General features: G+C 64.0%; 21 protein-coding genes, 1 tRNA gene and 1 pseudogene. 7 read left to right on the top strand and 16 right to left on the bottom strand.

Features of this window, described 5'->3' with window-relative positions; all coding sequences use genetic code 11:
- Positions 1–85 precede the first annotated feature (85 nt).
- A complete protein-coding gene (locus IN820_RS12240; protein ID WP_193681246.1) occupies positions 86–352 on the top strand; it encodes an antitoxin of toxin-antitoxin stability system in 267 nt (88 codons plus the stop codon).
- A 610-nt stretch (positions 353–962) separates the two neighbouring features.
- Here the strand turns inward: IN820_RS12240 and IN820_RS12235 are convergent.
- The 3 genes and pseudogenes from IN820_RS12235 to IN820_RS22655 form a co-directional block, all read right to left on the bottom strand.
- Positions 963–1352 carry a hypothetical protein gene (locus IN820_RS12235; protein ID WP_193681245.1) on the bottom strand — a complete coding sequence of 130 codons (390 nt, stop codon included), beginning with the start codon at positions 1350–1352 and terminating at the stop codon, positions 963–965.
- Positions 1353–1576: 224 nt separating this feature from the next.
- Positions 1577–1672: transfer RNA gene (locus IN820_RS12230), tRNA-Sec, on the bottom strand.
- Positions 1673–1986: pseudogene (locus IN820_RS22655) on the bottom strand (tyrosine-type recombinase/integrase); the annotation flags it as partial.
- Positions 1987–2204: 218 nt separating this feature from the next.
- Here IN820_RS22655 and IN820_RS12220 point away from each other — a divergent pair.
- Entirely contained in the window at positions 2205–2489 is a 285-nt protein-coding gene (locus tag IN820_RS12220; RefSeq protein WP_313026442.1) for a DNA-binding protein, read from the top strand.
- Positions 2490–2657: 168 nt separating this feature from the next.
- Here the strand turns inward: IN820_RS12220 and IN820_RS22970 are convergent, their stop codons facing one another.
- Positions 2658–2834, bottom strand: a complete 177-nt coding sequence (locus IN820_RS22970; RefSeq protein WP_193681244.1) for a hypothetical protein — start codon at positions 2832–2834, stop codon at positions 2658–2660.
- Between the two features lie 314 nt (positions 2835–3148).
- Here IN820_RS22970 and IN820_RS12210 point away from each other — a divergent pair, with 314 nt between their 5' ends.
- Both IN820_RS12210 and IN820_RS12205 read left to right on the top strand, forming a co-directional pair.
- Positions 3149–4726: a GmrSD restriction endonuclease domain-containing protein gene (locus IN820_RS12210; RefSeq protein WP_193681243.1), complete on the top strand. Its 1578-nt coding sequence runs from the start codon at positions 3149–3151 to the stop codon at positions 4724–4726.
- A 434-nt stretch (positions 4727–5160) separates the two neighbouring features.
- Entirely contained in the window at positions 5161–5478 is a 318-nt protein-coding gene (locus tag IN820_RS12205; protein ID WP_193681242.1) for a hypothetical protein, read from the top strand.
- A gap of 323 nt (positions 5479–5801) precedes the next feature.
- Here the strand turns inward: IN820_RS12205 and selB are convergent, their stop codons facing one another.
- From selB to IN820_RS12170, 7 genes are all read right to left on the bottom strand, one after another.
- Complete coding sequence (gene selB, locus IN820_RS12200) at positions 5802–7709, bottom strand: selenocysteine-specific translation elongation factor (RefSeq protein WP_193681241.1); 1908 nt, start codon at positions 7707–7709, stop codon at positions 5802–5804.
- Complete coding sequence (gene selA / locus IN820_RS12195) at positions 7706–9115, bottom strand: L-seryl-tRNA(Sec) selenium transferase (protein ID WP_193681240.1); 1410 nt, start codon at positions 9113–9115, stop codon at positions 7706–7708. The genes selB and selA overlap by 4 nt, the downstream gene beginning before the upstream one ends.
- On the bottom strand, positions 9112–10029 hold the full coding sequence (gene fdhE / locus IN820_RS12190) for a formate dehydrogenase accessory protein FdhE (protein WP_193681239.1): 918 nt from the start codon (positions 10027–10029) through the stop codon (positions 9112–9114). The genes selA and fdhE overlap by 4 nt, the downstream gene beginning before the upstream one ends.
- Before the next feature lie 132 nt (positions 10030–10161).
- Positions 10162–10785, bottom strand: coding sequence for a formate dehydrogenase subunit gamma (locus IN820_RS12185; protein ID WP_193681238.1), 624 nt, complete (start codon positions 10783–10785; stop codon positions 10162–10164).
- Between the two features lie 54 nt (positions 10786–10839).
- A complete protein-coding gene (gene fdxH / locus IN820_RS12180; RefSeq protein ID WP_193681294.1) occupies positions 10840–11778 on the bottom strand; it encodes a formate dehydrogenase subunit beta in 939 nt (312 codons plus the stop codon).
- Entirely contained in the window at positions 11778–14852 is a 3075-nt protein-coding gene (fdnG, locus tag IN820_RS12175; protein ID WP_193681237.1) for a formate dehydrogenase-N subunit alpha, read from the bottom strand. Before fdnG ends, fdxH begins: the two co-directional genes overlap by 1 nt.
- Positions 14853–15008: 156 nt before the next feature.
- Positions 15009–15845, bottom strand: coding sequence for a helix-turn-helix transcriptional regulator (locus IN820_RS12170; protein ID WP_193681236.1), 837 nt, complete (start codon positions 15843–15845; stop codon positions 15009–15011).
- 120 nt (positions 15846–15965) lie between these two features.
- Here IN820_RS12170 and IN820_RS12165 point away from each other — a divergent pair, with 120 nt between their 5' ends.
- Together IN820_RS12165 and IN820_RS12160 are read left to right on the top strand one after the other, a co-directional pair.
- The gene (locus IN820_RS12165; protein WP_193681235.1) at positions 15966–16394 is read left to right on the top strand and encodes an organic hydroperoxide resistance protein; all 429 of its coding nucleotides are present in this window, start codon (positions 15966–15968) and stop codon (positions 16392–16394) included.
- A 35-nt stretch (positions 16395–16429) separates the two neighbouring features.
- Complete coding sequence (locus IN820_RS12160; protein ID WP_193681234.1) at positions 16430–17380, top strand: alpha/beta fold hydrolase; 951 nt, start codon at positions 16430–16432, stop codon at positions 17378–17380.
- Positions 17381–17545: 165 nt separating this feature from the next.
- Here the strand turns inward: IN820_RS12160 and IN820_RS12155 are convergent, their stop codons facing one another.
- Positions 17546–18382, bottom strand: coding sequence for a Tim44 domain-containing protein (locus tag IN820_RS12155; protein WP_193681233.1), 837 nt, complete (start codon positions 18380–18382; stop codon positions 17546–17548).
- Between the two features lie 151 nt (positions 18383–18533).
- Here IN820_RS12155 and IN820_RS12150 point away from each other — a divergent pair, with 151 nt between their 5' ends.
- Positions 18534–19187, top strand: a complete 654-nt coding sequence (locus IN820_RS12150) for an FMN-binding negative transcriptional regulator (RefSeq protein WP_193681232.1) — start codon at positions 18534–18536, stop codon at positions 19185–19187.
- A gap of 752 nt (positions 19188–19939) precedes the next feature.
- Here the strand turns inward: IN820_RS12150 and IN820_RS12145 are convergent.
- From IN820_RS12145 to IN820_RS12130, 4 genes are all read right to left on the bottom strand, one after another.
- Positions 19940–21040 carry a TRAP transporter substrate-binding protein gene (locus IN820_RS12145; RefSeq protein ID WP_193681231.1) on the bottom strand — a complete coding sequence of 367 codons (1101 nt, stop codon included), beginning with the start codon at positions 21038–21040 and terminating at the stop codon, positions 19940–19942.
- A 59-nt stretch (positions 21041–21099) separates the two neighbouring features.
- Positions 21100–23289 carry a DNA helicase II gene (gene uvrD, locus IN820_RS12140; protein ID WP_193681230.1) on the bottom strand — a complete coding sequence of 730 codons (2190 nt, stop codon included), beginning with the start codon at positions 23287–23289 and terminating at the stop codon, positions 21100–21102.
- An 88-nt stretch (positions 23290–23377) separates the two neighbouring features.
- The gene (locus IN820_RS12135) at positions 23378–24085 is read right to left on the bottom strand and encodes a fumarylacetoacetate hydrolase family protein (protein WP_193681229.1); all 708 of its coding nucleotides are present in this window, start codon (positions 24083–24085) and stop codon (positions 23378–23380) included.
- Positions 24086–24158: 73 nt separating this feature from the next.
- Complete coding sequence (locus tag IN820_RS12130) at positions 24159–25919, bottom strand: IlvD/Edd family dehydratase (protein WP_313026463.1); 1761 nt, start codon at positions 25917–25919, stop codon at positions 24159–24161.
- Positions 25920–25925 lie beyond the last annotated feature (6 nt).

Raw genomic sequence — 25925 nt, 5'->3', positions numbered from 1 at the left:
ATCGGGCCTGTTTCCTCAAGCCTATGCCAGGCCTAAATGTGGACACATCGTATGTACGAAATCAGTACGTTCAGGAGGCTTCGCCATGGCCAAAGAAGCGGTTTTTAACTTGAAACTGGAGCCTGAGTTGCGCGCCGATTTCATGGCGGCGGCGGAAGCCGTCCACCGACCGGCCTCCCAGGTCATGCGCGACTTCATCCGCCAGCAACAGCAGGTCAGGGATTACGACGACTTCCTGCACAGGAAGGTTGAGGCTGGTCGCGCTGCCGTCGAGGCGGCGCGTGGCCGCTCCAATGAAGAGGTCGAAGCGACATTCGCTGCCCGCCGTGACCAGGTGCTGGGCCTCAAATGAAGGGGCATCGGGACGCCCGAAGCCGAGCAGGACCGTCTGGATATATGGGACTTCATCGCGACCGACCATCCCCTTGCCGTCGCTCGCATGGATGAACTCTTCGGCAACGTGGCCGCCAAACTGGCGGATTTCCCCCCGACATGGGCAAGCTCGGGAACGTACCGGGCACCCGAGCGCTGATTCCCCACGAAAACTATCGCCTCGTATCAGATCGAAGAAAGCGCCGTATGGGTACTGGCGTTGGTTCATACGGCCAGGATGTGGCCTCCCTTACGGGACTAAACCGGAGAAAAGCGGGTGGAAAGCAGTGGAGTTGAACTCGTTTCTTTGGCTTGCAATAACACGCCGTCTTCGGCTTTTCTAGTGGCCTGTTTGGTTAGTTTGTTAACTCACTGAGCATTATGTTGTAGGAGCCAGCTTGCTGGCGATCCGGCGATGGTGGTCGGAATCGCCAGCAAGGACTAGGTGCCCCCAAGCTCTTACGCTCGATAGGCTCTTGCGCTTCTCCCGAGTCGAGGCAACGTATGAATAAACGAACTTCCAAGACGGTCCACTAGCTTGGCTGCATTGCTCCGCTTTGGTCCGTAGTGATTTCGACACTTTTTTGCCGCTATTGCATTTGGCAAGACTGCATCGTTCTAGCCTTGGCGATCACTTGCGGATCATTCGGTGCGCGTTCCCACCAGAAGCGGCATGCTCTTGAATTCCACACTTGGTCCCTTCGTGCCTGTGCGGCTCGTTGTGCTTGCAGGCGTCGTTGCTGTGCCTGAGCTTGTGCATGGCGCTGGGCGGCTTGTGCCAGCTCTTGCATCGCTTGCTTTGCACGCCACTCGTGGAACAGTTCGTAGCCGATCTTTCCGCCCCAAAAACCGCTGACGCCGATGATGGCGGCCAGGACAATGCCCGTTCCGATGCTGAACAGTGGCCTGCGCGTTTTGCGGGTTCGTTTGTATTCCCGTATCTCGATTGGATCGGGTCGAAGGTCGCCCAGGTCGATCATGTTCTGTCCTTCAAGGCATGCCGTTGCCTTGCTCCTGCTTTCCTTTCGCATAGGTCCTATGCGGTTCACACGTCTTGGCTAGGTCGAACAGCGGGGCGGTGGAATCAGCGTTCTGCTGCTTCTTTTGTAATTGCTATCCCGTGCTGGGTACGGTCCTGCATGGCTTGGAGCACCTTTGCAAAGATGACAGCGAGCCCTGTTCAGCGAGGCGTTCTCGAGAAATTTGGCGGAAGGCAGTGAGAGTCGAACTCACCCGGGAACGGCTGCCGCCCCCAACCGGGTTTGAAGCCCGGCCGCAGCACCGGCTGCGATTGCCTTCCTTATTGATTTACAAAGGATTTTCCTGTCTCGAATGCTGCTCCGAGGCGGGAGTGTCGAAAATCCTTAGCAGGACCGAACGCTAACACGTCTTGCAGATGATCGGGTGACAGGTGCGCGTAGCGCATCGTCATCGCCAAGGACGAATGACCCAGGATCTTCTGCAAGGTCAGGATATTGCCACCGTTTGCTATGAAGTGGGAGGCAAGGTGTGCCGTAGCACATGCGACTTCTGTCCGGCAGGCAATCCAAGACCCGCACGCGAAACAGCCTCATCGAATCGATCACGACACTTGCTGAAGGCACCATGGCGGCGAAGTGGAATGTAGCCGTTGCGAATCCAGTCCCACACGTTCTTCGCCCATGCGAATCCAGTCGGCGAACTGGCGCCACGGCATTGATCGGGGGCGCGTTGAGCAGGTCTATCGGCGGTAGGTTTCCTTCCATGTCCTTGGCCTTTGTTGCACTATGTTGGTCTTTACTAGTAATGCTGCTGTCTGCGTAACATTTACCCTTGCGTAAATGTTACGCAGCATGAAATTTACCTATATGGATTCGTTCCGAGATAGAGCGCTTCGATTGATGCGTGTGGTCGGCCCGGAGCGCCTGAGCGAGAAGGGCAGCAAGAACTACGACCGCTGGCGCAACATCAGCAGCGAGAAAATCCGCATTGGTACGGAGGAGATCGGCATCCTGGCTGACTCGTTTCCCGAGTACGCCCTTTGGCTCGTTAGCGGCCGGATCGAGCCAGAGCATGGCCACCGAAGCCCGGAATACGACGAGGCCAACCGAAACTTGACCAGTCAGAGCGCGGGATAGCGATCACCAAGGAAGTGACTAGGCGCTGGTACGCCCGAAGGACAGGGAGAGGGAGATATGAAGGCTAAATGGAACGACGCCCCGGACTACATCAGAAGGCGCCCGCGCAAGGGAGCCGTAGCATGGCTGATACCAGGGCTGATCGGCACCGCGATCATGCTGGCCGCACTACAGATGATGAGTTCGGCATTCCTCAAAGGCACCGTCCAGGGCATCGCCGATAAGCGCGTCCAACCCAAGCCAACCCCCGTTGCCGAGATCACGCGAGCAGAGCCGACAGCGACCAAGGATTGGGACAGGGTAGTAGAGGAAGTGGCCGCAAGAGGTGCAACGCCTCAGCCACAAACGCCCCAGCCCCAAGCCGCTACGGCAGAACCACCACCCAAGCAAACCGTATTCAACGACAAAAACTACGTCCCCCAGGGCGCGACCAATATCGTTCCAGCTACTCGGGTCGCCCCGGAGCCGGCCGTAGCGATCCCAACCCGGCAAAAAGAAATTGTAGTTGTAGGAAAAGAGCCTCGCATAAGTGATTACTGCCCAGGCGGCGAGGGCAGCATTGAGCGAAGAAGTTGCAAGATGAAAGTAGATTTGAGTTTGCGGAATTAAATTAGAGTCACTTAGCGTAGTGGCCCACTTAGACTGGCAAGGAATATGTTATGGCAGGAACACATAAAATTACCCCCACAAATCCGAGATTGTCTGCACTGCTAAGTGACGTGTCGAGAGGGAATATAAAGATTCCTGTTTTTCAGCGTGAATATGTCTGGGGTGACGAGCAAATAATGAGTCTTCTAGACTCAATTTATAACGGATATCCGGTAGGGTCCTTGTTGTTGTGGTCAACAAAGGAAGAGCTGAAGCACGAGAGAGATGTTGGAGGGTTTGCACTGCCAAAAACTCCAGAAGATTTCCCGGTAAACTATGTTCTCGACGGTCAGCAGCGCTTAACAACGCTATATGGCGTATTCAATTCCGACGCTGAAACGACAGATCCTGAGCTGGCGGCAAGGTTTAATGTTTCCTTCGTGCCTTCAACTGACGAGTTTGTGCATGCTTCTATAGCACCAGAAAACTCAATAAATCTTAGGACCATACTTGATACAACAAAGTTGCTGCCAGAACTGGCGCGTTTTCCTGACGACGAAAAGAAGATTATTGCGGACCTGACGGAGCGATTTAAAGATTATGAATTTCCGGTCGTCACAATCAAGGATCGATCCAATCAAGAGGTATGCAGGGTCTTTCAACGGATCAATTCTTCTGGAACGAGCCTCAGCACCTTGGAGCTGCTGGCGGCGTGGACATGGTCCGAGCAGTTCGACTTAAGAAATGAAATAGAGCGGCTCTTGGATAGTCTTTCTGACAAAGGGTTTGACCAAGTAGAAGAAACACTTTTGATGCGGTGCCTTGCAACAATCGCAATCAATAAAATCGATGCAGACGCATTGGTAGATGTAAAGGCGGAAGTCTTAATTGAGAGCATGTCTAAGCTGAAGCAAGCTATCTACTCTTGCGTAGATTTTTTGGAAAAGCAGCTGCATATTAAGAATTTCGTATTTATTCCCTTTCCGATTATGCTCGTGCCGTTGGTTTCCTTCTATTCCGACTGCCTTAAGCCAAACGCAAAGCAAGTCGCAAGTCTAAAGAAATGGTTTTGGCACTGTTCTTTTACTCAAAGGTATAAGGCCGGAACAAACTCTTATGTGATGGTCGATATAGAGAAAATGCGTGAGTTAGCCAAAGGGAATTACGTTTTTGACGAGATGCATGCAAAAATAGACCCTTCGATTTTCAAAAAAACATGGCGTATAAACTCAACTGCAGCTAAGGCTACCATTTGCCTGCTCGCTCAATGCCAACCGAAGAGCTTTCTTACTGGTCAAAATATTGATCTCGGCGAAGCGCTGGCATCATATAATGCGCGAGAGTTTCATCATATCTATCCGAAGTCATTCCTAAATGGACTCGGAATTCCATTTCATGAGTCAAATGTCATAGCAAACATTTGTCTCCTAAACTCCAGCGACAATCGGGCTATCTCTGATAATGACCCTTATCAGTACTTTCAAACCATCGATGGCGGTATCAAGGAAATGGTATTCAAATCGTCCCTGATTCCAAGTGAGTTCTGGTCAGGCGATAAGCCTTACGTGGACTTTATCAATGCAAGAGCGCTGGTGTTGTCCCAAGTAGCAGATGATTTGATTACACATGGACACTATTCGGCGACGTAACCCGAGTTCCTGCTAGACGAATGTGTCGAAAAAGTGTCGAAGCTAATGGCCAAGGAAGGCCGATACTAGCCAAGATCGGAGTTAAGAACGTAGAGCATCTCCAGCAACAACTAGCGTTGGCCAATATAGTCCGGCTAATTCAGCGAATATCACAGGATTTGAAGCCCGGCCGCAGCACCGGCTGCGATTGCCTTCCTTATTGATTTACATGGGCTTTTTTTGGCTCTTGCCGCGTCTTGTGACGAGGGGGTGTCGAAAAAACTGGTCGGCCCGGACGTCAAAGTACCTTGCAAACGATCCAGAGCCAAGTGCGTGTCGCTTCGTGCATGGCTGCCGCTCGCTCGGCTCGAGCTATCTGGTGGCATTTGGCTATCGATTAATGAAGTGAACTGCGTCACAATTCGCGCTTTTCTTTCCAGGGATAGGGAAAAGTCGTGAGCGATATGCACGAGGACCGTCGCGTTTACCATGCGCTGCGGGACCATATCGAATGCCTGTTGGCGGAAGGCGCTTCGTTGACGGGGCGGGACCCGGTCCGGCTCAGCTTCAAGGGCCGTACGCTTACCGTTCAGCATGGCATGCTGATCTGCGAGGACGGTCACCACGACCTGATCGAGACGCTGGCCGAGCTGGAGTGGAGCAGCAAGCGGACACGCGACCTCGCGATCGATCTGTGCTTGAAGCAGCTGGAGCAGGCGATCGATGCTGGCGGCTATCCGGAGCTTTCCGAAGCGCAACCCGGGAAACGCTGAAGCGACCCATAGGCTGGAGTAGGTTGTTGGGCTGAGCCTGAGAAGCCAACGGGCGGTTAATCGGGCCAGTCCCGATTCCGATCCACGTCGCATTAGCGGACGCACCGCCGACAAAGTGGCCAGTAGACGTTCGATATCGAAGTGGCGAGCGAAAAAAAGCCCGCAAAGATGCGGGCCGGGAAACCACGGCGGCGGTCATTGGGAAGCGGGACCGCCGGTAGTGGCCGTATGATGCCATTAATGTGATCTGCATCACATTGCTTTTTTGGTCGAGATACCCCCGACTTTCTGGGAGGCCGTCCGAGGGCCGCTGGCCTGCCGGGCTATAGCTCCGTCGCCAGCGCGCTGTCGCGGCGAACCTTGCGTTCGTTGCCGAAGCGGCGGGTGAAGCCGATGCGGTCGAAGTGCTCCAGCAACTGGATGCTGCGCTTGCGGCCGAGCTGGATGCGGTCGCGGAAGGCGGCGGCACGGATCACGCCGCTTTGCGCTTCCAGTTGCAGTACATGCCCGGCGAGCTGGCGAATGGTGAACTCGGGGTAGAACAGGTCTTTTACGACTTGTTGCAGCAGGCCGAGGCGGGCAAGTTTGCGCAGCAGTTGGCGCATCTGCGCTTCTTCGACGCCGAGTTCGCGGGCGAGGTCGCGTACCCAGGGCGGATCGAAGCGTCCGGCTTCCAGCAGCGGCCAGAGGCGTTCCTTGAGCGTTTCCTCCGTATCGCTCAGGCGGACACGGTGATCAGGGCGGTGCAGCCAGGGGCCACTGGTCTCGATGGCGCCGGCGGCCAGCGCCTGCTCCAGCAGGGCGATGAACACCGGGCGCTCCAGCTGCGGCAGGGCATAGCGGCGCAGGCGATCGCGATCCGGGCCGAGTTCGTCGGGCTGTTCGTCGTGGAAGCGCTGCAGCGCGGCGAGCAGGGTTTCGCCGAGTGCGTTCCAATGTTCGTGATCGAACAGGCGCGCACCTTGCCGCGTGGCGATCTCCAGCGCATCGGCGGGCAGTTGCCAGTTGCCGCGGGGACGGTTGAACTGACGCTCCAGCGCCTGCGGATCGAGCCCATTGATGGCACTGGCCAACAGGTCCGGCAGTGCGCGTTCCAGGGTCGGCTGGTTCAAGGCCCGCAGTTGCGCCAGGCGCGCCTCGCGGCGGCGGTTGCGCGGCGGGGCGAAAGGGTCGAGCACGTGGCCGCCACCGAGGGTGCGCTGGGCGGACTGGTCGCGCAGGACGACGCGGTCGCCATGCACCGCGTGGGCCGGCGCATTGAGCAGCAGCTGGGCGAACATGCGCCCGCCCGGGGCCAGGCTTTCGCCTTCGAGCAGGGCGACGCGGGCGGTGACGTCCTGGGCGCCGAGGTGCACGTGCACCGGTGTCCAGTGCCTGAGTTCGTGGGCTTCGCCGGGCAGCAACTGGAGTTCGACGTCGATGCGCTGGGTCGGCGCGTGCAGCAGCGGCTGCAGCAGCCAGTCGCCGCGGTGGATCTGCTCCACCGCCAGGCGCTCGCCGGCCAGGTTCAGCGCCACGCGTTGGCCGGCATGGGCTTCGCCGGCTGCGCGATTCTGCGCATGCAGGCCGCGCACCCGCACGTTTTTCCCGCTCGGGCTGAGCAGCAGTTCGTCGCCGACCCGCACATGGCCGGCGAAGGCGGTGCCGGTGACCACCACGCCGGCGCCGGTGACGCTGAAGGCGCGGTCGATGGCCAGGCGGAAGTGGCCGCTGTCGCTGCGTGCATGAACCCTGGCCGCCTCGTCGATCAGCGCCGACCGCAGCGCATCGACGCCCTGACCACTGATGCTGGATACGGGAAAGATCGGCGCTCCAGCCAGCGGACCGGGCGCCAGCAGGTCCTCGATCTGCTGGCGTACTTCGGCGATGCGCTGCGGTTCGGCGCGGTCGATCTTGGTCAGCGCGACGATGGCCCGGCGAATGCCCAGCAGTTCGACGATGGCCAGGTGCTCGCGGGTCTGCGGCATCACGCCGTCGTCGGCGGCCACCACCAGCAGCATGCAGTCGATGCCGCTGGCGCCGGCGAGCATGTTGTGGACGAAGCGCTCGTGCCCCGGCACGTCGATGAAGCCGGTGAGCGTGCCTTCGCCGAGATCGGCGTAGGCGTAGCCGAGGTCGATGGTGATGCCGCGCTCGCGCTCCTCGCGGCGGCGATCGCCCTGCTGGCCGGTGAGGGCCTCGAGCAATGCGGTCTTGCCATGGTCGATATGGCCGGCGGTACCGACGATCAAATCGCCAGCTCCTCTTGCAGGTGCGGCAGTTGCTGGAGGAAGGCCGGTTCGTCGTCGAGCTGGCGCAGGTCGAGCCAGAGGGCGTCGTCGTCGATGCGGCCGAGCACCGGGATCGGCAGGCAGCGCAGCGCTTCTTCCAGTTGGCGCAGGCTGCGCCCGCGCAGGCGCTTGGGCTGCTGTGGGCGGATGCACAGGGCCGCGCTGGGCAGACGTGCCACCGGTTGCGCGCCGCTGCCGATCATGCCCAGGGCGTCGACCACGGCAACATTCCAGATTTCGTCCAGTACAGTGGCCAGCGCCGGAGCGATGCGTTCGGCCTGGGCACGGATATCGGCTTGCGGGCGGCTGAGCAGGCGCAGGCTGGTGAGGCGCTCGGCCAGCCGGTCGGGGTCGCGGTAGAGGTTGAGCACCGCCTCCAGCGCCGCCAGGGTCAGCTTGTCGACGCGCAGGGCGCGCTTGAGCGGGTTCTTCTTGATCTTCTGGATCAGTGCCTTGCTGCCGACGATCAGCCCGGCCTGGGGGCCGCCGAGCAGTTTGTCGCCGCTGAAGGTGACGATGTCGGCGCCGTCGCGCAGCGCTTCCTGCACGGTGGGCTCCTTCGGCAGGCCCCAGCGGCTGAGGTCGAGCAGGCTGCCGCTGCCCAGGTCTTCCAGCAGCGGCAGGTGGTGGGCATGGGCGATGCGCGCCAGTTCGGCGGTGGCGACGCTGGCGGTGAAGCCCTGCACGCTGTAGTTGCTGGTGTGCACGCGCATCAAGAGGCCCGAGCGCGGGTTGATCGCCGCTTCGTAGTCCTTGGCGTGGGTGCGGTTGGTGGTGCCGACTTCATGCAGCTTCACCCCGGCGCGGGCCATGATGTCGGGGATGCGGAAGGCGCCGCCGATCTCGATCAGTTCGCCGCGGGAGATGATGCCTTCCTTGCGCGCGCCAAGGCTGTTGAGTGCCAGCAGCACGGCGGCGGCGTTGTTGTTGACCACGGTGACCGCTTCGGCGCCGGTCAGCTCGCGGATCAGCCCTTCGATGAGGTCGTCGCGGTCGCCGCGCTTGCCGCTGGCGAGATCGAATTCCAGATTGAGCGGGTAGCGCGCGGCGACGGTGATCGCCTCGATGGCTTCGTCTGGCAGCAGGGCGCGGCCGAGGTTGGTGTGCAGCACCGTGCCGGTGAGGTTGAACACCCGGCGCACGCGGCTGCGGTGCTGGCTGGCCAGGCGTTCGCCGGCACGCCCGGCAAGCACCGCTTCGGACAGCTCCAGTGCGGCGAGCTGGCCATGGCGGGCCGGCTCGCGCAGTTCGTCGAGCAGGTCGCGCAGGGTCGTGAGCAGCGCCTGCCGGCCATAGCGTTGTTGCAGCGGCTGGCAGGCCGGGTCGCGCAGCAGCTTGTCGACCGAGGGCAGGTGGCTGCTGCTCATGCATCGCCTCCCGGCGCCAGCAGCAGGTTCGGTGCCTGTCGGTTGTAGCCTTGTTCGGCCAGCAGCAGGTCCAGGTCCAGCGTCGCCAGGTCGGCGGAGAGGCTTTCGCCGTCCGGCGCCAGTTCCAGATAGAGCTGCTTGAGATAGCCGTTGCAGTCCGGGCAGACCTCGGCCTTGACGCCCTGCGGCGAGCCTTCGAAATGCAGGTAGTCGAGTTTCTTGGTACTGCGGCAATGGCTGCATTTCAGGCGCACGTAGTGCCATTCGCAGGCGCACAGCGAGCAGACCAGATAGCGCAGGCCGTTGAGCTGGGCGCGATGACGGATGATGCCGGCCATCGGCGGTGCGCCGCAGCAGGGGCAGTGGGTCTGGTCCTCGCGCTCGCGCATGGCCGAGAGGTCGAGTTGCAGCAACCTATGGCTCCAGGCCAGCTGCAGGGTGGCGCCGAGAAAGGGCACCAGCGCCGGCGGCAGGCTGTCGTACTGGCCGCTGACCAGCGCCACGGCCCAGGCCTTGCGCTGGCCGCTGTCGGCCTCGCGCAGCTGGTTGATGGCGGCGGCTACGGCGGGGTTGTCCGGCACCACGTAAGCCTCCAGCCAGGCGTCCAGCAGCGGCAGCCAGGCATCGTCGCGCACCAGGGTATCGGCGGCGAGCGGTGGCAGGTCGTGCCTGAGGCTTTCGCGGGTGCGGCGCTCGTCCAGCGGGGCCGTGGGCGGCGGGTTGTCCAGCACCTGCTGCTGTGCCTTGCAGACATCGGCGAGCAGGCGCAGGTAAGCGGCGAGCGGGTGGTCATCGGCGAGCCTGTGCAGGCGCTCGCTGCGCAGGGCGAACAGATCGCTCGGCGGCAGGTTGATGAAGGGTGGTTTGCTGGCAGCGGCTTCGATCTGCCCTGGCTCGAGAATGGTGCCTGCCACGCAGGACTCCTTTTCTTTTGGTTGTGCCGAACAGCATAGTCCGTCATGGCCTGTTGCACGGCTTTCGAGGGTGCGCGCAGCCGAAGATTCCCACGCGTCGCACGGGAACCTTCGGTTGGGCATTGGTGCCGCTCACTTGCGTTCGTTGATCTCCCGGTACCAGGCTGGATGGTGCTTGCGCGCCCAGGCACGGCTGACCGTGCCGTAGAGCATCGAACCCATCGAGCCCTTGAGCCAGATCGCCGCGTAGATGTGCACGATGATGCTGAGGATCAGCACGAAGGCCGCCGCCGCATGCAGCAGGCTCGCCCAGCGCAGCGAGACGATGCCGAAATAGCCGCTGAAGTACTCGCGCCAGATGACGATGCCGCTGAACAGCAGTACCAGCATGCAGAGGATCAGCACCCAGAACAGCACTTTCTGCCCGGCATTGTAGCGGCCGACTTCAGGCAGCTTGTCCTCGCGATTGTGCACCACGTCGTTGATCTGCCTGAGCCACTGGCGGTCGCTTGCTCCGATGCGGTTATGCCCGGCGAAACGGATCGCCAGCACCAGGAAGAAGACGAACATCGCCACCCCGATGAACGGGTGCAGGATGCGTGTCCAGGTGCCGCCGCCGAACAGCCCGGAAAGGCCGAACAGGGCGGGATGGAACAACGCCAGGCCGGACAGCGCGGCAAGGACGAAGAGGATGGCAACGGCCCAGTGATTGGTCCGTTGCGAGGGGTTGTAGCGTTCGATGTCGTTATTGTTCATCGTTGGCTCCTTGAGCGAGCGGCCTGTGAGCGACCCCGGACGGGGCCGCTGGCATCAGGGTCGCGGCTCCTTGGGATCGACCACATGCACCGAGGGATCGACCTGGTGCACCACGGGCTCGCTGAGTTCGGCGTTCTCCTGCTCTTCCTCGACACGGACCGGGCCGACCCGGGTGTAATGGAAGAAGCCGGCCAGCACCGCCGCGCCCATGCCCAGCAGGGCAAGCGGCTTGGTCACGCCCTTCCACAGGCTGACCAACGGGCTGATGGTCGGCTCGTCCGGCAGCGCGCTGTACAGCGAGGGCTGGTCGGCGTGGTGCAGCACGTACATCACGTGCGTGCCGCCGACGCCGTCCGGGTCGTACAGACCGGCCTGGTCGAAACCGCGTTCCTTGAGATCGGCGATGCGCCCGGCGGCATGTTCCTTCATGTCCGCCTTGCTGCCGAAGACGATCGCCCCGGTGGGACAGGTCTTCACGCAGGCCGGCTCCAGCCCGACCGATACCCGGTCGGAGCACAGCGTGCACTTGTAGGCCTTCTTGTCCTTCTCGGAGATGCGCGGAATGTCGAACGGGCAGCCGGTGATGCAGTAGCCGCAGCCGATGCAGTGGTCCTGGTTGAAGTCGACGATGCCGTTGGCGTATTTCACGATCGCCCCCGGCGATGGGCAGGCCTTGAGGCAGCCGGGGTCGGCGCAGTGCATGCAACCGTCCTTGCGGATCAGCCACTCGAGGTTGCCGCTGCCGGGGTTCTCGTACTCGGCGAACTTCATCACCGTCCAGGACTGCGCGGTGAGGTCGATCGGGTTGTCGTAGGTCCCGGCGCTGGTACCGACTTCGTCGCGCAGGTCGTTCCACTCCGAGCAGGCGACCTGGCAGGCCTTGCAGCCGATGCACTTGGAGGTGTCGATCAGTTTCGCCACTTCGCCGATCTCGCGGATCGACGGCCGCTCGGTGGTCGTGGCGGAGCGGGCAATCACGTCTTGAGTAGCCATCATGCCTTCTCCACGTTGACCAGGAACGACTTGAACTCCGGCGTCTGGGTGTTGGCGTCACCGACGAACGGCGTCAGCGTGTTGGTCAGGTAGCCGTTGCGCGCCACCCCGGCGAAGCCCCAGTGCAGCGGGATGCCGATATGGTGCACGGTCTGCCCGTCCACCGTCAGCGGCTTGATGCGCTTGGTCACCACCGCCACCGCCTTGATGTAGCCGCGGTTGGACGACACCTTGACCCGCTCGCCGGCCTTGATGCCCAGCTCGTTCGCCAGCACCTCGCCGATTTCGACGAACTGCTCGGGCTGGGTGATCGCGTTGAGCCGGCAATGCTTGGTCCAGAAGTGGAAGTGCTCGGTGAGCCGGTAGGTGGTGGCCGCGTAGGGGAATTCCTTCGCGGTGCCGAACAGCTCCATGTCGTTCTTGAACACCCGCGCGGCCGGGTTGCTGATGGCCTGCGGATTGTCCGGGTGCATCGGGTTGCGCCCGATCGGTGTTTCGAACGGCTCGTAGTGCTCGGGGAAGGGGCCTTCGTTCATCTTGTCGATGGCGAACAGCCGGGCCACCCCTTCGGGGTTCATGATGAAGGGGTTCATGCCGTCCGCCGGCGGCGAGTCGACCTTGAAGTCCGGCACGTCGGTGCCGCCCCACTTGCCGCCGTCCCACCACACCAGGCGCTTCTTCTCCGGATTCCAGGGGTTGCCGGCAGGGTCGGCCGAGGCGCGGTTGTAGAGGATTCGCCGGTTGGCCGGCCACGACCAGGCCCAGCCCAGGGTCTGGCCCATGCCGTAGGGGTCGGCATTGTCGCGCCGCGCCATCTGGTTGCCGGCCTGGGTCCAGGAGCCGCTGAAGATCCAGCAGCCGCAGGAGGTGCTGCCATCGGCGCGCAACAGGCCGAAACCGGACAGCTGCTCGCCGGCCTTGGCCAGTTGGGCGCCGCTCTGCAGGTCGAACACGTCGCCCAGCGCCTTGCCGTTGTACTCCTGGGCGATCTCTTCCGCCGTCGGCTCTTCCGGCTGGCGATAGGCCCAGTCGATGTTGAGCAGCGGCTCGGCGTAGGCGCCGCCTTCCTTGCGGTACAGCTCGCGCAGGCGATGGAACAGCCCGCCCATGATCACCACGTCGGTCTGCGCCTGGCCTGGCGGCTCGGCGGCCTTCCAGTGCCATTGCAGCCAGCGCCCGCTGTTGACCAGCGAGCCGTTCTCTTCGGCGAAGCAGCTGGTCGGCAGGCGGAACACCGTGGTCTGGATGGCGGCGGTGTCGACGTCGTTGTACTCGCCGGCGTTGCGCCAGAACTCCGAGGTCTCGGTGGCCAGCGGGTCCATGATCACCAGGTACTTGAGCTTGGCCAGCGCGGCGCTGACCTTGGCCTTGTTGGGGAACGAGGCGATCGGGTTGAAGCCTTGGCAGAAATAACCGTTGACCTGCCCCTGGTACATCATGTCGAAGACCTTGAGCACGTCGTAGCCGGGGATGTCCAGCTTCGGCAGCCAGTCGTAGCCCCAGTTGTTCTCCGCCGTGGCGTTCTTGCCGTACCAGGCCTTCATCAGGCTGACGTGGAACTTCTCGTAATGCTGCCAGTACGACAGTTGCCCCGGGCGCAACGGCTTGGCGGTGCGCTTGGCGATGTAGGCGGCATAGTCCTGCTCGGCCTCCAGCGGCAGGGTCAGGTAGCCCGGCAGCAGGTTCGAGAGCAGGCCCAGGTCGGTCAGGCCCTGGATGTTGGAGTGGCCGCGCAGGGCGTTCATGCCGCCACCGGGCATGCCGATGTTGCCGAGCAGCAGCTGCACCATGGCACCGGTGCGGATCATCTGCGAGCCGGTCGAGTGCTGGGTCCAGCCCAGCGCGTACATGACGGTCATGGCCTTGCCCGGCGCCGAGGTCTCGGCGATGGCTTCCCAGACCTGCAGCATGCGGTCCTGCGGCGTGCCGCAGATGTTGCTGACCACCTCCGGCGTGTAGCGGCTGTAGTGCTGCTTGAGCAAATTGTAGACGCAACGTGGATGGCTGAGGCTCTTGTCGACGCGGGCGAAGCCGTCCTCGTCCAGCTCGTAGCCCCAGGCCGTCTTGTCCGGGTAGCTGCGCTTGTCGGCGTCGTAGCCGTTGAACAGACCATCCTCGAAGCCGAAGCCTTCCTTCACGATGAACGCCACGTCGGTGTAGTTGACCACGTACTCATGCTGGATCTTGTCGTTCTCCAGCAGGTAGTTGATCAAGCCGCCGAGGAAGGCGATGTCGGTGCCGGTGCGGATCGGTGCATAGAGATCGGCCACCGATGCCGAACGGGTGAAGCGTGGATCGACCACCACCAGCCGCGCCTTGTTGCGCGCCTTGGCTTCGGTGACCCATTTGAAACCGCACGGGTGGGCTTCGGCGGCGTTGCCGCCCATGATCAGGACCAGATCGGCATTCTGGATGTCGCTCCAGTGATTGGTCATGGCGCCGCGGCCAAACGTCGGGGCAAGACTTGCCACCGTCGGGCCGTGTCAGACACGTGCCTGGTTGTCGAATCCCAGCATGCCGAGCGAGCGCACCACCTTGTGGGTGATGTAGCCGGCTTCGTTGGATGACGCCGAGGCGGCGAGGAAGCCGGTGCTCAACCAGCGGTTGACTGTCTGCCCCTTGTCGTTGCGCTCGATGAAGTTGGCGTCGCGGTCGTCCTTCATCAGCCGGGCGATGCGGTCGAGGGCTTCGCTCCACTCGATGCGCTTCCACTCGTTGCTGCCGGCTTCGCGGACTTCCGGATGGGTCAGGCGGTTGGGGCTGTGGATGAAGTCCAGCAGGCCCGCGCCCTTCGGGCAGAGGGTGCCGCGGTTGACCGGATGGTCGGAGTCGCCCTCGATATGGATGATATTCTGCGCGACGTTCTTGCCGCCGCTGCCCTGGCTGTAGAGGATCAGTCCGCAGCCGACCGAGCAGTAAGGGCAGGTGTTGCGTGTTTCGCGCGTATTGGTCAGTTTGAAATGCCGGATCGATTCGGCATACGCCGTTGGCGGGGCCATGCCCAATGCCGCCATGCTCGACGCCCCAAGGCCCACACCGCAGACCTTGAAGAACTGTCGACGGTTCATGTCCATCGGTTGTTCTCCTTTTTATCAGGCTTGAACGCCGATACATTGCCGGCGTCTGCTCAACAGCTTAGCCAAGGCTGCGGAAAAAGTTGCGAAAAGCGAAGGATTAATTCCGCCTTTCGCTGTGTCGCGTGGGGCGTACGGAAACCCGGATTCTTGCTGTCAGACGCTGGTCGCCATGGACAGCTGGTTCTTCCACTCCCGCGGTGATTGCCCGGATTGCACCTTGAACGCACGGGAGAGCGCGGCCTCGCTGCCGTAACCAACCTCGGCCGCGATCACCTTCAGGGAACGTCCTCGGCGCAGGGCCTTCTGTGCCAGCCGCACGCGCCAGCCCTGGAGATACTGTCCGGGAGTGATACCGACCGTTTCGCGGAAAGTCGTGGCGAACACGCTGCGCGACATCCCGGCGACACCGGCGAGTGCTTCGAGGGACCATTCCTTCGCCGGCGCCTCGTGCATCGCCACCAGCGCATTGCGCAGCCGCGGATGCGACAGCCCGGAGAGCAGCCCGCCATTCACTTCGCCGCTTTCCATCAGCTGGCGCAAGACCTGGATCATCACCACCTCCAGCAGGCGTTCGATCAGCGCCACGCGTCCGCAGCGTTGCTCGAACGCTTCTTCGAACAGCAGCGACAGCACTGGCTCGGCACCCCATACCCCATCCAGCGGCAGGCAGACGACATCCGCCAACGCCGACGCGATCGGATTGCCTGGGCCGCCTTCGAACGACAGGTTCGCGCAGACCATGTCCACGTCGTGCCCGGGGGCGATGATGAAACGATGCGACAGGGGCCGCGGGAACAGCAGCAGGCTCGGTTGTTCGATGTGCAGCGATTCCCTGCCGTAGCGCACCTCGACTACGCCATTGCGCACCAGGTGCAACTGTCCGTGCACGCCATCGCTCTGCAGCGTGTTGATGCCGCACAGCGGCCCGGTGTTGAACACCTGGGCGCTCATCGGGAAGTGGGTCATCAGTGCCGCGAGGCGGTCAGCCATCTTCGTACTCCTGATCAAGTTTTCAGGATTTTATATCACCAGTAGTTTTTCCATGGCGAGCAGAATACCTCTCACCGGGCAACACCGACCCGGCCATCCACCCGAACAGGAACCATCGCCATGTCCATCGAGAAGATTCTTTACAGCGCCACTGCTATTGCCACAGGCGGCCGCGAAGGCCGCGCCACCTCCTCCGACAATGTGCTCGACGTGCAACTGTCCACCCCGCGTGAGCTGGGCGGCGCCGGCGGGCCGGGCACCAATCCCGAGCAGTTGTTCGCCGCCGGTTACTCGGCCTGCTTCCTCGGTGCGCTGAAGTATGTCGCTGGAAAACAGAAAGTCGCATTGCCCGCGAACACCACGGTCACCGGCAAGGTCGGCATTGGCCAGATCCCCACCGGTTTCGGCATCGAGGCCGAATTGACCATCACCGCTCCCGGCATCACCCGCGACCTGTTGCAGGCACTGGTCGAACAGGCCCACGTGGTCTGCCCGTACTCCAACGCCACGCGCGGAAACATCGACGTGACGCTCGTCATCGCCGACTGACCGAAACCACCCCATACGAACAGGACACGAACGCCATGAACGTCACCATCCGCACCCTCACCATCCCGCTGTTGGCCATCGCACTGCAGTCCGGCTTCGCCGTACAGGCTGCACAGGCCGCGCAGCCAGCCTCCGGCACGGCCATCAGCCGCACCGCAAGCACCCTCACCACAGCCGACGGCGTGCAGCTCTATTACAAGGATTGGGGCCCGAAGGACGGCCAGGTCGTCACCTTCAGCCACGGCTGGCCGCTCAGCTCCGATAGCTGGGAGTCACAGATGCTCTTCCTTGCCTCGCAGGGATATCGCGTGGTCGCCCACGACCGCCGTGGCCACGGCCGCTCCAGCCAGCCCTGGGAAGGCAATGACATGGACCACTACGCTGACGACCTGGCCGCGGTGATCGAAGCGCTCGACCTGAAGGACGTCACCCTGGTGGGCTTCTCCACCGGTGGCGGCGAGGTGGCACGCTACATCGGCCGCCACGGTACCGGGCGGGTCAAGAAGGCCGTACTGGTCAGCGCCGTGCCGCCGATGATGCTGAGAACGGCCGACAATCCCGGCGGCGTGCCGCTCGAAGTGTTCGACGGTATTCGCAGGGCCTCCCTGGAGAACCGCTCGCAGTTGTACCTCGATCTCGCATCCGGCCCGTTCTACGGCTTCAACCGTCCCGATGCCAAGGTCTCCCAAGGCCTCATCGATAGCTGGTGGGCTCAGGGCATGCAGGCTGGCCACAAGAACACCTACGATTCCATCGCCGCGTTCTCGGCCACCGATTTCCGCGAGGACCTGAAGAAGTTCGACGTGCCGACGCTGGTGATCCATGGTGACGATGATCAGATCGTGCCGCTGGACGTCTCCGGCAAGGCGTCCGCCGCGCAGGTCAAGGGGGCGAAGCTGATCGTCTATCACGGCGCGCCGCACGGCCTGACCGACACCCACAAGGATCGCTTCAACAAGGATCTGCTGGACTTCCTCAGCGAATGAGTGGACTGCGTCGCTGCGCCGGCCGCGGGTTGCACCTGCGGTCGGTTTTTTTTGCTTCTGGAGAGCCGCCGCGCCGAGGGCGGCCCCAGAAACGACCGACCCCGCCAAGGGGCGGGGTCGGTTGGCGGTCTGCCTGGGTAGACCCGTTTCTTTGCGCTGCGCCGATCAGCCGTTCTGGCGGATGCCGGCGACCAGCCAGGGCTGGTTCTCGCCCTGGATACGCTCCATGCGCCAGCTTTCGCTGAAGGGCTCACCCTGGTCGAAGCGTGAGGTCTTGGATACGCCGCTGAAGGTCAGGGTAGCGGTGGTCTTCTCGGCATCGTCGTCGACGCCGTCGAGCTGGATCTGCAGGTCGTCGATGTAGGTCGACTGGTAGGCGTCGCCGATTTCCGCGCGCTCCTGCTTGAGGAAACCGAGCAACTGCGGGGTGACGAACTCGGCGATCTTGTCCATCTCGTTGGCGTCCCAGTGCTGCTGCAGGGACAGGAAGTGCTCGCGGGCCGCGGCGACGAAGCTCTGCTCGTTGAACCAGGCCGGGGCGTTGATCACCGGGGCTGCGGCTGCCGGCGCCGCGCTGCCACCGAAGATGGACGCCGGTTGCGGCATTTCGCGCTGCATCGGCGCATGCCCGGCCATGGCCGGCTGCTGCTGGCGACGGCGGGCGGCGAGGAAGCGGAACAGCAGGAAGGCGATCGCGCCGAAGATCAGGATGTCCATGAACTGGATGCCTTCGAAGCCGTCACCCATGAACATCGACGCCAGCAGGCCACCGGCGGCCAGGCCGGCCAGCGGGCCGAGCCAGCGCGAGGCGCCGCTGGGCGCGGCGGCGGCCTGCCGACCTGCCTGGGGCGGCGCGGCCTGGGTCTGCTGGGGCGCCTGGCGGGTCTGGTGGCTGGGCGCCGAGCCGAAGCTCTTGCCGCCGCCGAAGCGCTTGGCGTGGGCGTCGATGCTGAGGGTCAGACCGATACACAGCGCCATGAAGATGCTAAGCACACGTTGCATTGAGTGTTCCCGCTTTATTGGAGAGAGGTACGCGCGTCATCCTGCCGAGCTGGGCAGGCGTTGGCCAGGGGCAGTATGTTACCGGCTTTTGCTTGCGACCGTTCGCCGCGCATTATGGACGGAACCTTGCCAGACCCCATGGAGAATCAGCATGTACCTGCCCGCCGCCTTTCGTCAGGACCACCTGCCCAGCCTGCACGCACTGATCGAGCAGGCCGGGTTGGCCACGCTGGTCTGTCGGGCCGGCGACTCGCTCGAGGCCAGTCACTTGCCGCTGTTGCTGCGTCGCGACGAGGGCGAATTCGGCACGCTCTACGGGCATTTCGCCCGGGCCAACCGGCAGTGGCAGGCGCTGTCGGCGGATGGCGAGGCGCTGGCAATGTTCCAGGGGGTGGACGGCTACGTCAGCCCGAGCCTGTATCCGAGCAAGGCCATCAGCGGCAAGGTGGTGCCGACCTGGAACTACACCGCCGTGCATGCCTACGGCACGGTCGAAGTGTTCGACGATCCGGGGCGGCTGCTGGCCCTGGTCGGCGCCCTGACCGCGCGGCACGAAGCGGGCCGCGCGATGCCCTGGGCGGTCGGCGACGCACCGGCCGACTACATCGACGGCATGCTCAGGGCCATCGTCGGCTTCGCCCTGCCGATTCGCCGCCTGGAAGGCAAGTGGAAGCTCAGCCAGAACCGTTCGGCCGAGGATGCCGCCGGCGTGCGCGAAGGGCTGGCGCGTTCCGAGCGCGGGGGGGAGCGGGCACTGGCCGCTGCGATGCAGGCACTGGCGGATTCTGGCGCCGGGCGCGAATGACGAAACGGAGCGCGCAGGTCAATCGGATAAGGCTTCATGCCCGCTCTGTGGCTTTGGCACAGGATCTGTAGGCGGTGCCTCCGCGTCTTCGACGCAGCGCTGTCGCGCAGCAAACAGGTGTAGTGGTCAACCAATTTGCACACCGAACCTGTAGGCGCCGGGGGGGCGCCGAGTCCTTGCCGGCGATCATCGGCGTTGCGGCGGATCGCCCGCAAGCGGGCTCCTACAAGCTCCCAGGGCTTCCGCGAGCGCGTGGTGGGCTGAAGCCCACCCTACCTGGAGCACGCTATCGCCTCAGATCCCCCCAGAAAGCAGCATGTGCACACCGAGCCTGTAGGCGCCGGGGGGCGCCGAGTCCTTGCCGGTGATCGTCGGCGTTGCGGCCGATCGCCCGCAAGCGGGCTCCTACACGTTCCCAGGGCTTCCGCGAGCGCGTGGTGGGCTGAAGCCCACCCTACCTGGAGCACGCTATCGCCTCAGATCACCCCCAGAAAGCCCGTTGATGGGCAGCTTCCGCAGGTAGGGCTGCAGTTCCTGCAGCTCCGGATGTCGGACAAAGGCCTGGATGCGCCGGGCCGTCTTGCCGGACAGCATTCGGCTGGCGCTGGTAGGTCTGTTCGTTTTGCAGCGGCAGCCGGAGGATGCGCAGGTTACGGTTTGCCAGTCGCGCCTTTTGTAGAAGCAGCGGCGGCGCCTGCACAGGTCGACATTTCATGCTTAACCGACTGCAGGCTCCGCTCTTCGCCACCGGCTCAACGCCAGTTGTACAGCTCCTTCTCGGAGATCTCGTGCATCGGCTCGACCTGCGCCTGGAACGCCTTCATCGAGGCCCAGATGCGGCCGTTCAGCTCGCTCTGCGCGGCCAGCTCGCCCAGCACCCGTTCGGACTGCTCCTGCATCGCGGCCAGCACTTCGTCGGGGAAGCGCTTGAGCTGGGTGCCCTGCTGCTTGAGCTGGTCCAGCGCCAGCGCATTGTTGTAGACGTAGTCGTCGAGCATGTCGCGGCTGGCGGCGCGGGTCGCCTCGCTGAGGATCGCCTGCAGGTCCTGCGGCAGTCCGTCGAAGGCCTTCTGGTTGACCAAGAGCTCGAGCACCGCCTGCGGCTCCTGCCAGCCCGGGTAATAGTAGTACTGGGCCGCCTTGTGCAGGCCGAAAGCCAGATCGTTGTAGGGGCTGACCCAGTCGGTGGCGTCGATGGCGCCGGTCTGCAGGGCGGTGAACACCTCGCCACCGGGCAGGTTGACGGTGGTGGCGCCGAGCCGCGCCAGCACTTCGCCGCCCAGGCCCGGCATGCGGATCTTCAGGCCCCTGAGGTCGGCCAGGGAATTGATTTCCTTGTTGTACCAGCCGCCCATCTGCATGCCGGTATTGCCGACCACCATCGGCTTGACGCCAAAGGGCGCGTAGGCCTCGTCCCAGAACTTCTGGCCTTCGCCCTTGCTCAGCCAGGCGTTCATCTCGATGGCGGACAGGCCGAACGGCACCGAGGTGAAGAACTGCGCGGTGGGCACCTTTCCCTTCCAGTAATAGGCGGCGCCGTGGCCGAGTTCGGCGGTGCCGCGCGAGACGGAGTCGAACACTTCCATCGCCGGCACCAGTTCGCCAGCGGCATAGACCTTGATGGTCAGGCGGCCGGCGCTCATGGTGTTGACGCGTTCGGCCAGGCGCTCGGCGGCGGTGCCCAGGCCCGGATAGTTCTTCGGCCAGGCGGTGACCATCTTCCAGTGATAGGTCTTGGCCGGTTCACTGGCGGCCTGTTGGGCGGGCGTTCCGGCGTTATCGTCATTGCAGCCGGCAAGGCCGAGGGTCGCGAGCAAGGCAGCGGCAGCACCGAACAAATGGCGGCGTTTCATGGGAGGTGGTTTCCTTGGTGACGTTCTTCTTGATATGAGGCTTGACGTTATCGTTAACGTTACAGCGCTTCAAGTTTGGCGTAGCTGAGCATCAGCCATTTGCTGCCTTCGTCTTCGAAGTTCACCTGTACCCGGGCCTGGGCGCCAGCGCCTTCGAAGTTGAGGATGGTGCCTTCGCCGAACAGCGCATGACGCACGCGCTGGCCGAGGCTGAACGGGGTATCCGGCACGCCGGCGCCATCGAACAGCGACCCGCCGCTCATGCCCTTGCCACTGAACGAGCGGCTCACGCTGTTGCTCAGGCGGACTTCCTGGATCAGCGCCGGCGGGATCTCGCGGACGAAGCGCGAAACCTTGTTGTAGGTCTCGCTGCCGTAGAGCCGGCGGGTTTCGGCGTAGGTGACCACCAGCTGCTGCATGGCGCGGGTGATGCCTACGTAGGCCAGGCGGCGCTCTTCTTCCAGACGGCCGGATTCCTCCAGGCTCATCTTGTGCGGGAACAGGCCTTCCTCCATGCCGACCAGGAACACCAGCGGGAACTCCAGGCCCTTGGCGCTGTGCAGCGTCATCAGCTGCACGCTGTCCTCATGGTCGCCGGCCTGCTGCTCGCCGGCTTCCAGCGAGGCGTGGTCGAGGAAGGCGGCCAGCGGCGACTGGACGTCGTCGTCCTCTTCGCTGTAGTTGTCGAAGGCGCGCGCGGCGGACACCAGTTCCTCGAGGTTTTCCACCCGTGCCTGGGCCTTCTCGCCCTTCTCGTCGCGGTGGTAGGCGAGCAGGCCGGAGTCTTCGATGACCACCTGCGCCATGCTGTGCAGCGGCAGTTTCTCGACCTTCAGCGCCAGGCTGTCGACCAGTTCGACGAAGCCGTTCAGCGCGCTGGCAGCGCGGCCGGAGACGAGCTTGGTGCCGACCGCCTGGTGCAGCGCCGCCCACAGCGAGATCTCGTCCTGGCGGGCCAGCTGGCGCAGGCACTCGACGGTCTTCTCGCCGATGCCGCGCGCCGGCAGGTTGATCACCCGTTCCAGCGCCGCGTCGTTGTGGCGGGTCTGGATCAGGCGCAGGTAGGCCATGGCGTTCTTGATCTCGGCGCGCTCGAAGAAGCGCTGGCCGCCGTAGATGCGATAGGGAATCTTCTCGCGCAGCAGCGCCTCTTCCAGCACCCGCGACTGGGCGTTGGAGCGGTAGAGGATGGCGATCTCGCTGCGGCTCATGCCGTCCTTGATCGCCTTCTCGATGCTCTCGACCACGTAGCGCGCCTCGTCGTGCTCGTTGAAGGCGGCATACAGGCTGATCGGCTCGCCTTCGCAGCCCTCGGTCCACAGCTCCTTGCCCAGGCGGCCCTGGTTGTTGGCGATCAGCGCGTTGGCGGCCTTGAGGATGCAGGCGGTGGAGCGGTAGTTCTGCTCCAGGCGGATGGTCTGGGCATCGGCGAAGTCCTGGCTGAACTGGTGCAGGTTCTCGATCCGCGCGCCGCGCCAGCCATAGATCGACTGGTCGTCGTCGCCGACCACCATCAGGCTCTCGCCACCCTTGGCGAGCAGGCGCAGCCAGGCGTACTGCACGGCGTTGGTGTCCTGGAACTCGTCGACCAGCACGTGGCGGAAGCGCCGCTGGTAGTGCTCCAGCAGCCCCGGATGGTTGCGCCACAGGTCCAGCGCGCGCAGCAGCAGCTCGGAGAAATCGATCACCCCGGCGCGCGCGCAGGCCTGCTCGTAGGCTTCGTAGATCTTCAGCTGGGTGGCGAGGAACAGGTCGCCGCCGGCCTGGATGTTCTGCGGCCGCAGGCCTTCGTCCTTCTGTGCGTTGATCCACCACTGCGCCTGGCGCGCCGGCCAGCGCTGCTCGTCGAGGCCGAGCTCGCGGATCACCCGCTTGACCAGGCGTTGCTGGTCGTCGGAGTCGAGGATCTGGAAATTCTGGTCCAGCTTCGCTTCCTGCCAGTGCGCCCGCAGCAGGCGGTGCGCCAGGCCATGGAAGGTGCCGACCCACATGCCCTGCGGGTTGACGTGCAACAGCTGCTCGATGCGCTGGCGCATCTCGGCGGCGGCCTTGTTGGTGAAAGTCACCGACAGGATCGAGTGCAGCGAGGCGCGTTCGACCTGGTTGAGCCAGGCGATGCGGTGCACCAGCACGCGGGTCTTGCCCGAGCCGGCACCGGCCAGCACCAGTTGACGGCCCAGCGGCGCGGCCACGGCCTGGCGCTGGGCATCGTTGAGGGAGTTCAGGAGGAGAGAGAGATCGTCATGCATCGCGGCATTCTATCAGGGCGCCGCGACGGACGGTGCAGCCGTTCGCCGCTGATGCCCGTTTCGCAGCCGGACGGCGCGCTCCCCGCCGTCACTGGTCGCCGACGACGATCTCGAGCCGGCCGACGCCCTGCACGCCGCCGCTCAGGCGGTCGCCGCGGCGCACCGGGCCGACGCCGGCCGGGGTGCCGGTCATGATCAGGTCGCCCGGGGCGAGCACGAACAGCCGCGAGAGATGGGCGATCACCTCCGCCACGCTCCAGATCTGCGCGGCCAGGTCGCCTTCCTGGCGGGTCTCGCCGTTGATGTCGAGCCAGATGCGGCCCTCGCCCGGGTGGCCGATCTCGGCGGCCGGCACCAGCGCCGAGCAGGGCGCGGCCTGGTCGAAGGCCTTGGCCACGGCCCAGGGCCGGCCCATCTTCTTCGCTTCGGCCTGCAGGTCGCGGCGGGTCATGTCCAGGCCCACGGCATAGCCGAACACGTGCTCCAGCGCCGCGTCGACGGCGATGTCGGCGCCGCCGCGGCCGATGGCCACCACCAGCTCGATCTCGTGGTGCACGTCCCGGGTGCCCGGCGGGTAGTCGAAGACGCTGCCGTCCGGCAGCAGGCCGTCGGGGTGCTTGGTGAAGAAGAACGGCGGCTCGCGGTCCGGATCGTGGCCCATCTCGCGGGCATGCTCGGCGTAGTTGCGGCCGACGCAATAGACGCGCCGCACCGGGAAGCGCCGGTCGCTGCCGGCCACGGCCAGGCTGGGGATGACGGGGTCGAACAGGTACTGCGCGGGTTCGGTCGAATTCATTCGGGACTCCAGTTCGGGTTTTTCGGCGTGTTGCAGGGGTGTCGCCCCGTCCGCGCGGGGCGACGGAAGCGGTTCACTTGGGCTGCGGAACACGGGTGCGCGTATCGCGGCTGCGCAGGAAGTCGAAATCACAGCCGGCATCGGCCTGGGTGACGCTGTCGAGGAACAGCTTGCGATAGCCGCGCTCGTCGCCTTCGCGGGGCTCGGGCAGCTTCGCCGCCTGGCGGCGCCGGGCCAGTTCCTCGTCGCTCACCAGCAGTTCCAGACGGCGCTCGCTGACGCTCAGGCGCAGCCGGTCGCCGCTCTGCACCAGCGCCAGCGGCCCGCCCTCGGCGGCTTCCGGGGTGACGTGGAGGACGATGGTGCCGGCCGCGGTGCCGCTCATGCGGCCGTCGGAGAGGCGCACCATGTCCTTCACCCCGGCGCGCGCCAGCTTGCGCGGGATCGGGATGTAGCCGGCTTCCGGCATGCCCGGGGCGCCCTTGGGGCCGATGTTCTTCAGCACCAGCACGTCGTCGGCGCACACATCCAGGTCCGGATCGTCGATGCGCTGGGCGAGGTCTTCCAGGCCGTCGAAGACCACCACGCGGCCCTCGTGCTCCATCAGTTCGGCGCTGGCCGCCGACTGCTTGATGATGGCACCGCCCGGGGCGATGTTGCCGCGCAGCAAGGCGATGCCGCCCTGCGGGTAGATCGGGTTGTCCAGCGGGCGCACCACCTCCTGCGCGAAGGCGGCGACGGCGTCGAGTTCCTCGCCGAGGCTGCGGCCGGTCACGGTCAGCGCGTCCAGGTGCAGGAAGGGTCTGAGTTCGCGCAGCACCGGCGCGAGGCCGCCGGCCTTGTGCAGGTCTTCCATGTAGTGGCTGCCCGAGGGCTTGAGATTGACCAGCACGGGAATGTCGCGACCCAGTTCGTCGAAGCGATCGAGATCGACCTCGATGCCGCAGCGCCCGGCGATCGCCGCCAGGTGGACGATGCCGTTGGTCGAGCCGCCGATGGCCAGCAGCACCATCAGCGCGTTCTCGAAGGCCTTCTCGGTGAGGATGCGGTCCGGGGTGATGCCGGCCTCGATCATCGCCACCGCCTGCGCCCCGGTGCGCTCGGCGATGCGCAGCCGGTCGGCGGTGACCGCCGGCGGCGTGGCGCCGCCGGGCAGCATGATGCCCAGCGCCTCGGCGATGCAGGCCATGGTGCTGGCGGTGCCCATCACCGAGCAGGTGCCGACGCTGGCAACCAGCTGGTCGTTGACCTCGGCGATTTCCTGGGCGTCGATCTCCTCGCCGCGGTACATGCCCCAGAAGCGTCGGCAGTCGGTGCAGGCGCCGACCCGCACGCCGCGGTGCGAGCCGGTGAGCATTGAGCCGGTGACCAGCTGAATGGCCGGCACGCCGGCGCTGGCGGCGCCCATCAGCTGCGCCGGGACGGTCTTGTCGCAGCCGCCGATGAGCACCACCGAGTCGATCGGCAGGGCACGGATCATCTCCTCGGTATCCATCGACATCAGGTTGCGCAGGAACATGCTGTTGGGGTGGGCGAAGCTCTCGTGGATCGAGATGGTGGGGAAGTCCACCGGCAGCCCGCCGGCGAGCATCACCCCGCGCTTGACCGCCTCGATCAACTGCGGCGCGTTGCCGTGGCAGGGATTGAAGCCGCTGCCGGTGTTGGTGATGCCGACGATCGGTCGCTCCAGCGCATCGTCCGAATAGCCGGCGCCCTTGATGAAGGCCTTGCGCAGGAACAGCGAGAATTCCGCGTCGCCGTAGTTGGTCAGGCCCTTGCGCATGCCGCGGGCCGGGTTGTGGGTCTTGCTGCCGGAGTCGTTGTTGTTGTTCACGGGGCA

The organism is Pseudomonas lopnurensis, assembly GCF_015070855.1.
GTDB classification, from domain to species: domain Bacteria; phylum Pseudomonadota; class Gammaproteobacteria; order Pseudomonadales; family Pseudomonadaceae; genus Stutzerimonas; species Stutzerimonas lopnurensis.
The sequence above is the reverse complement of the archived record's forward strand: the minus strand, read 5'-3'. Positions and strand labels throughout refer to the sequence as shown.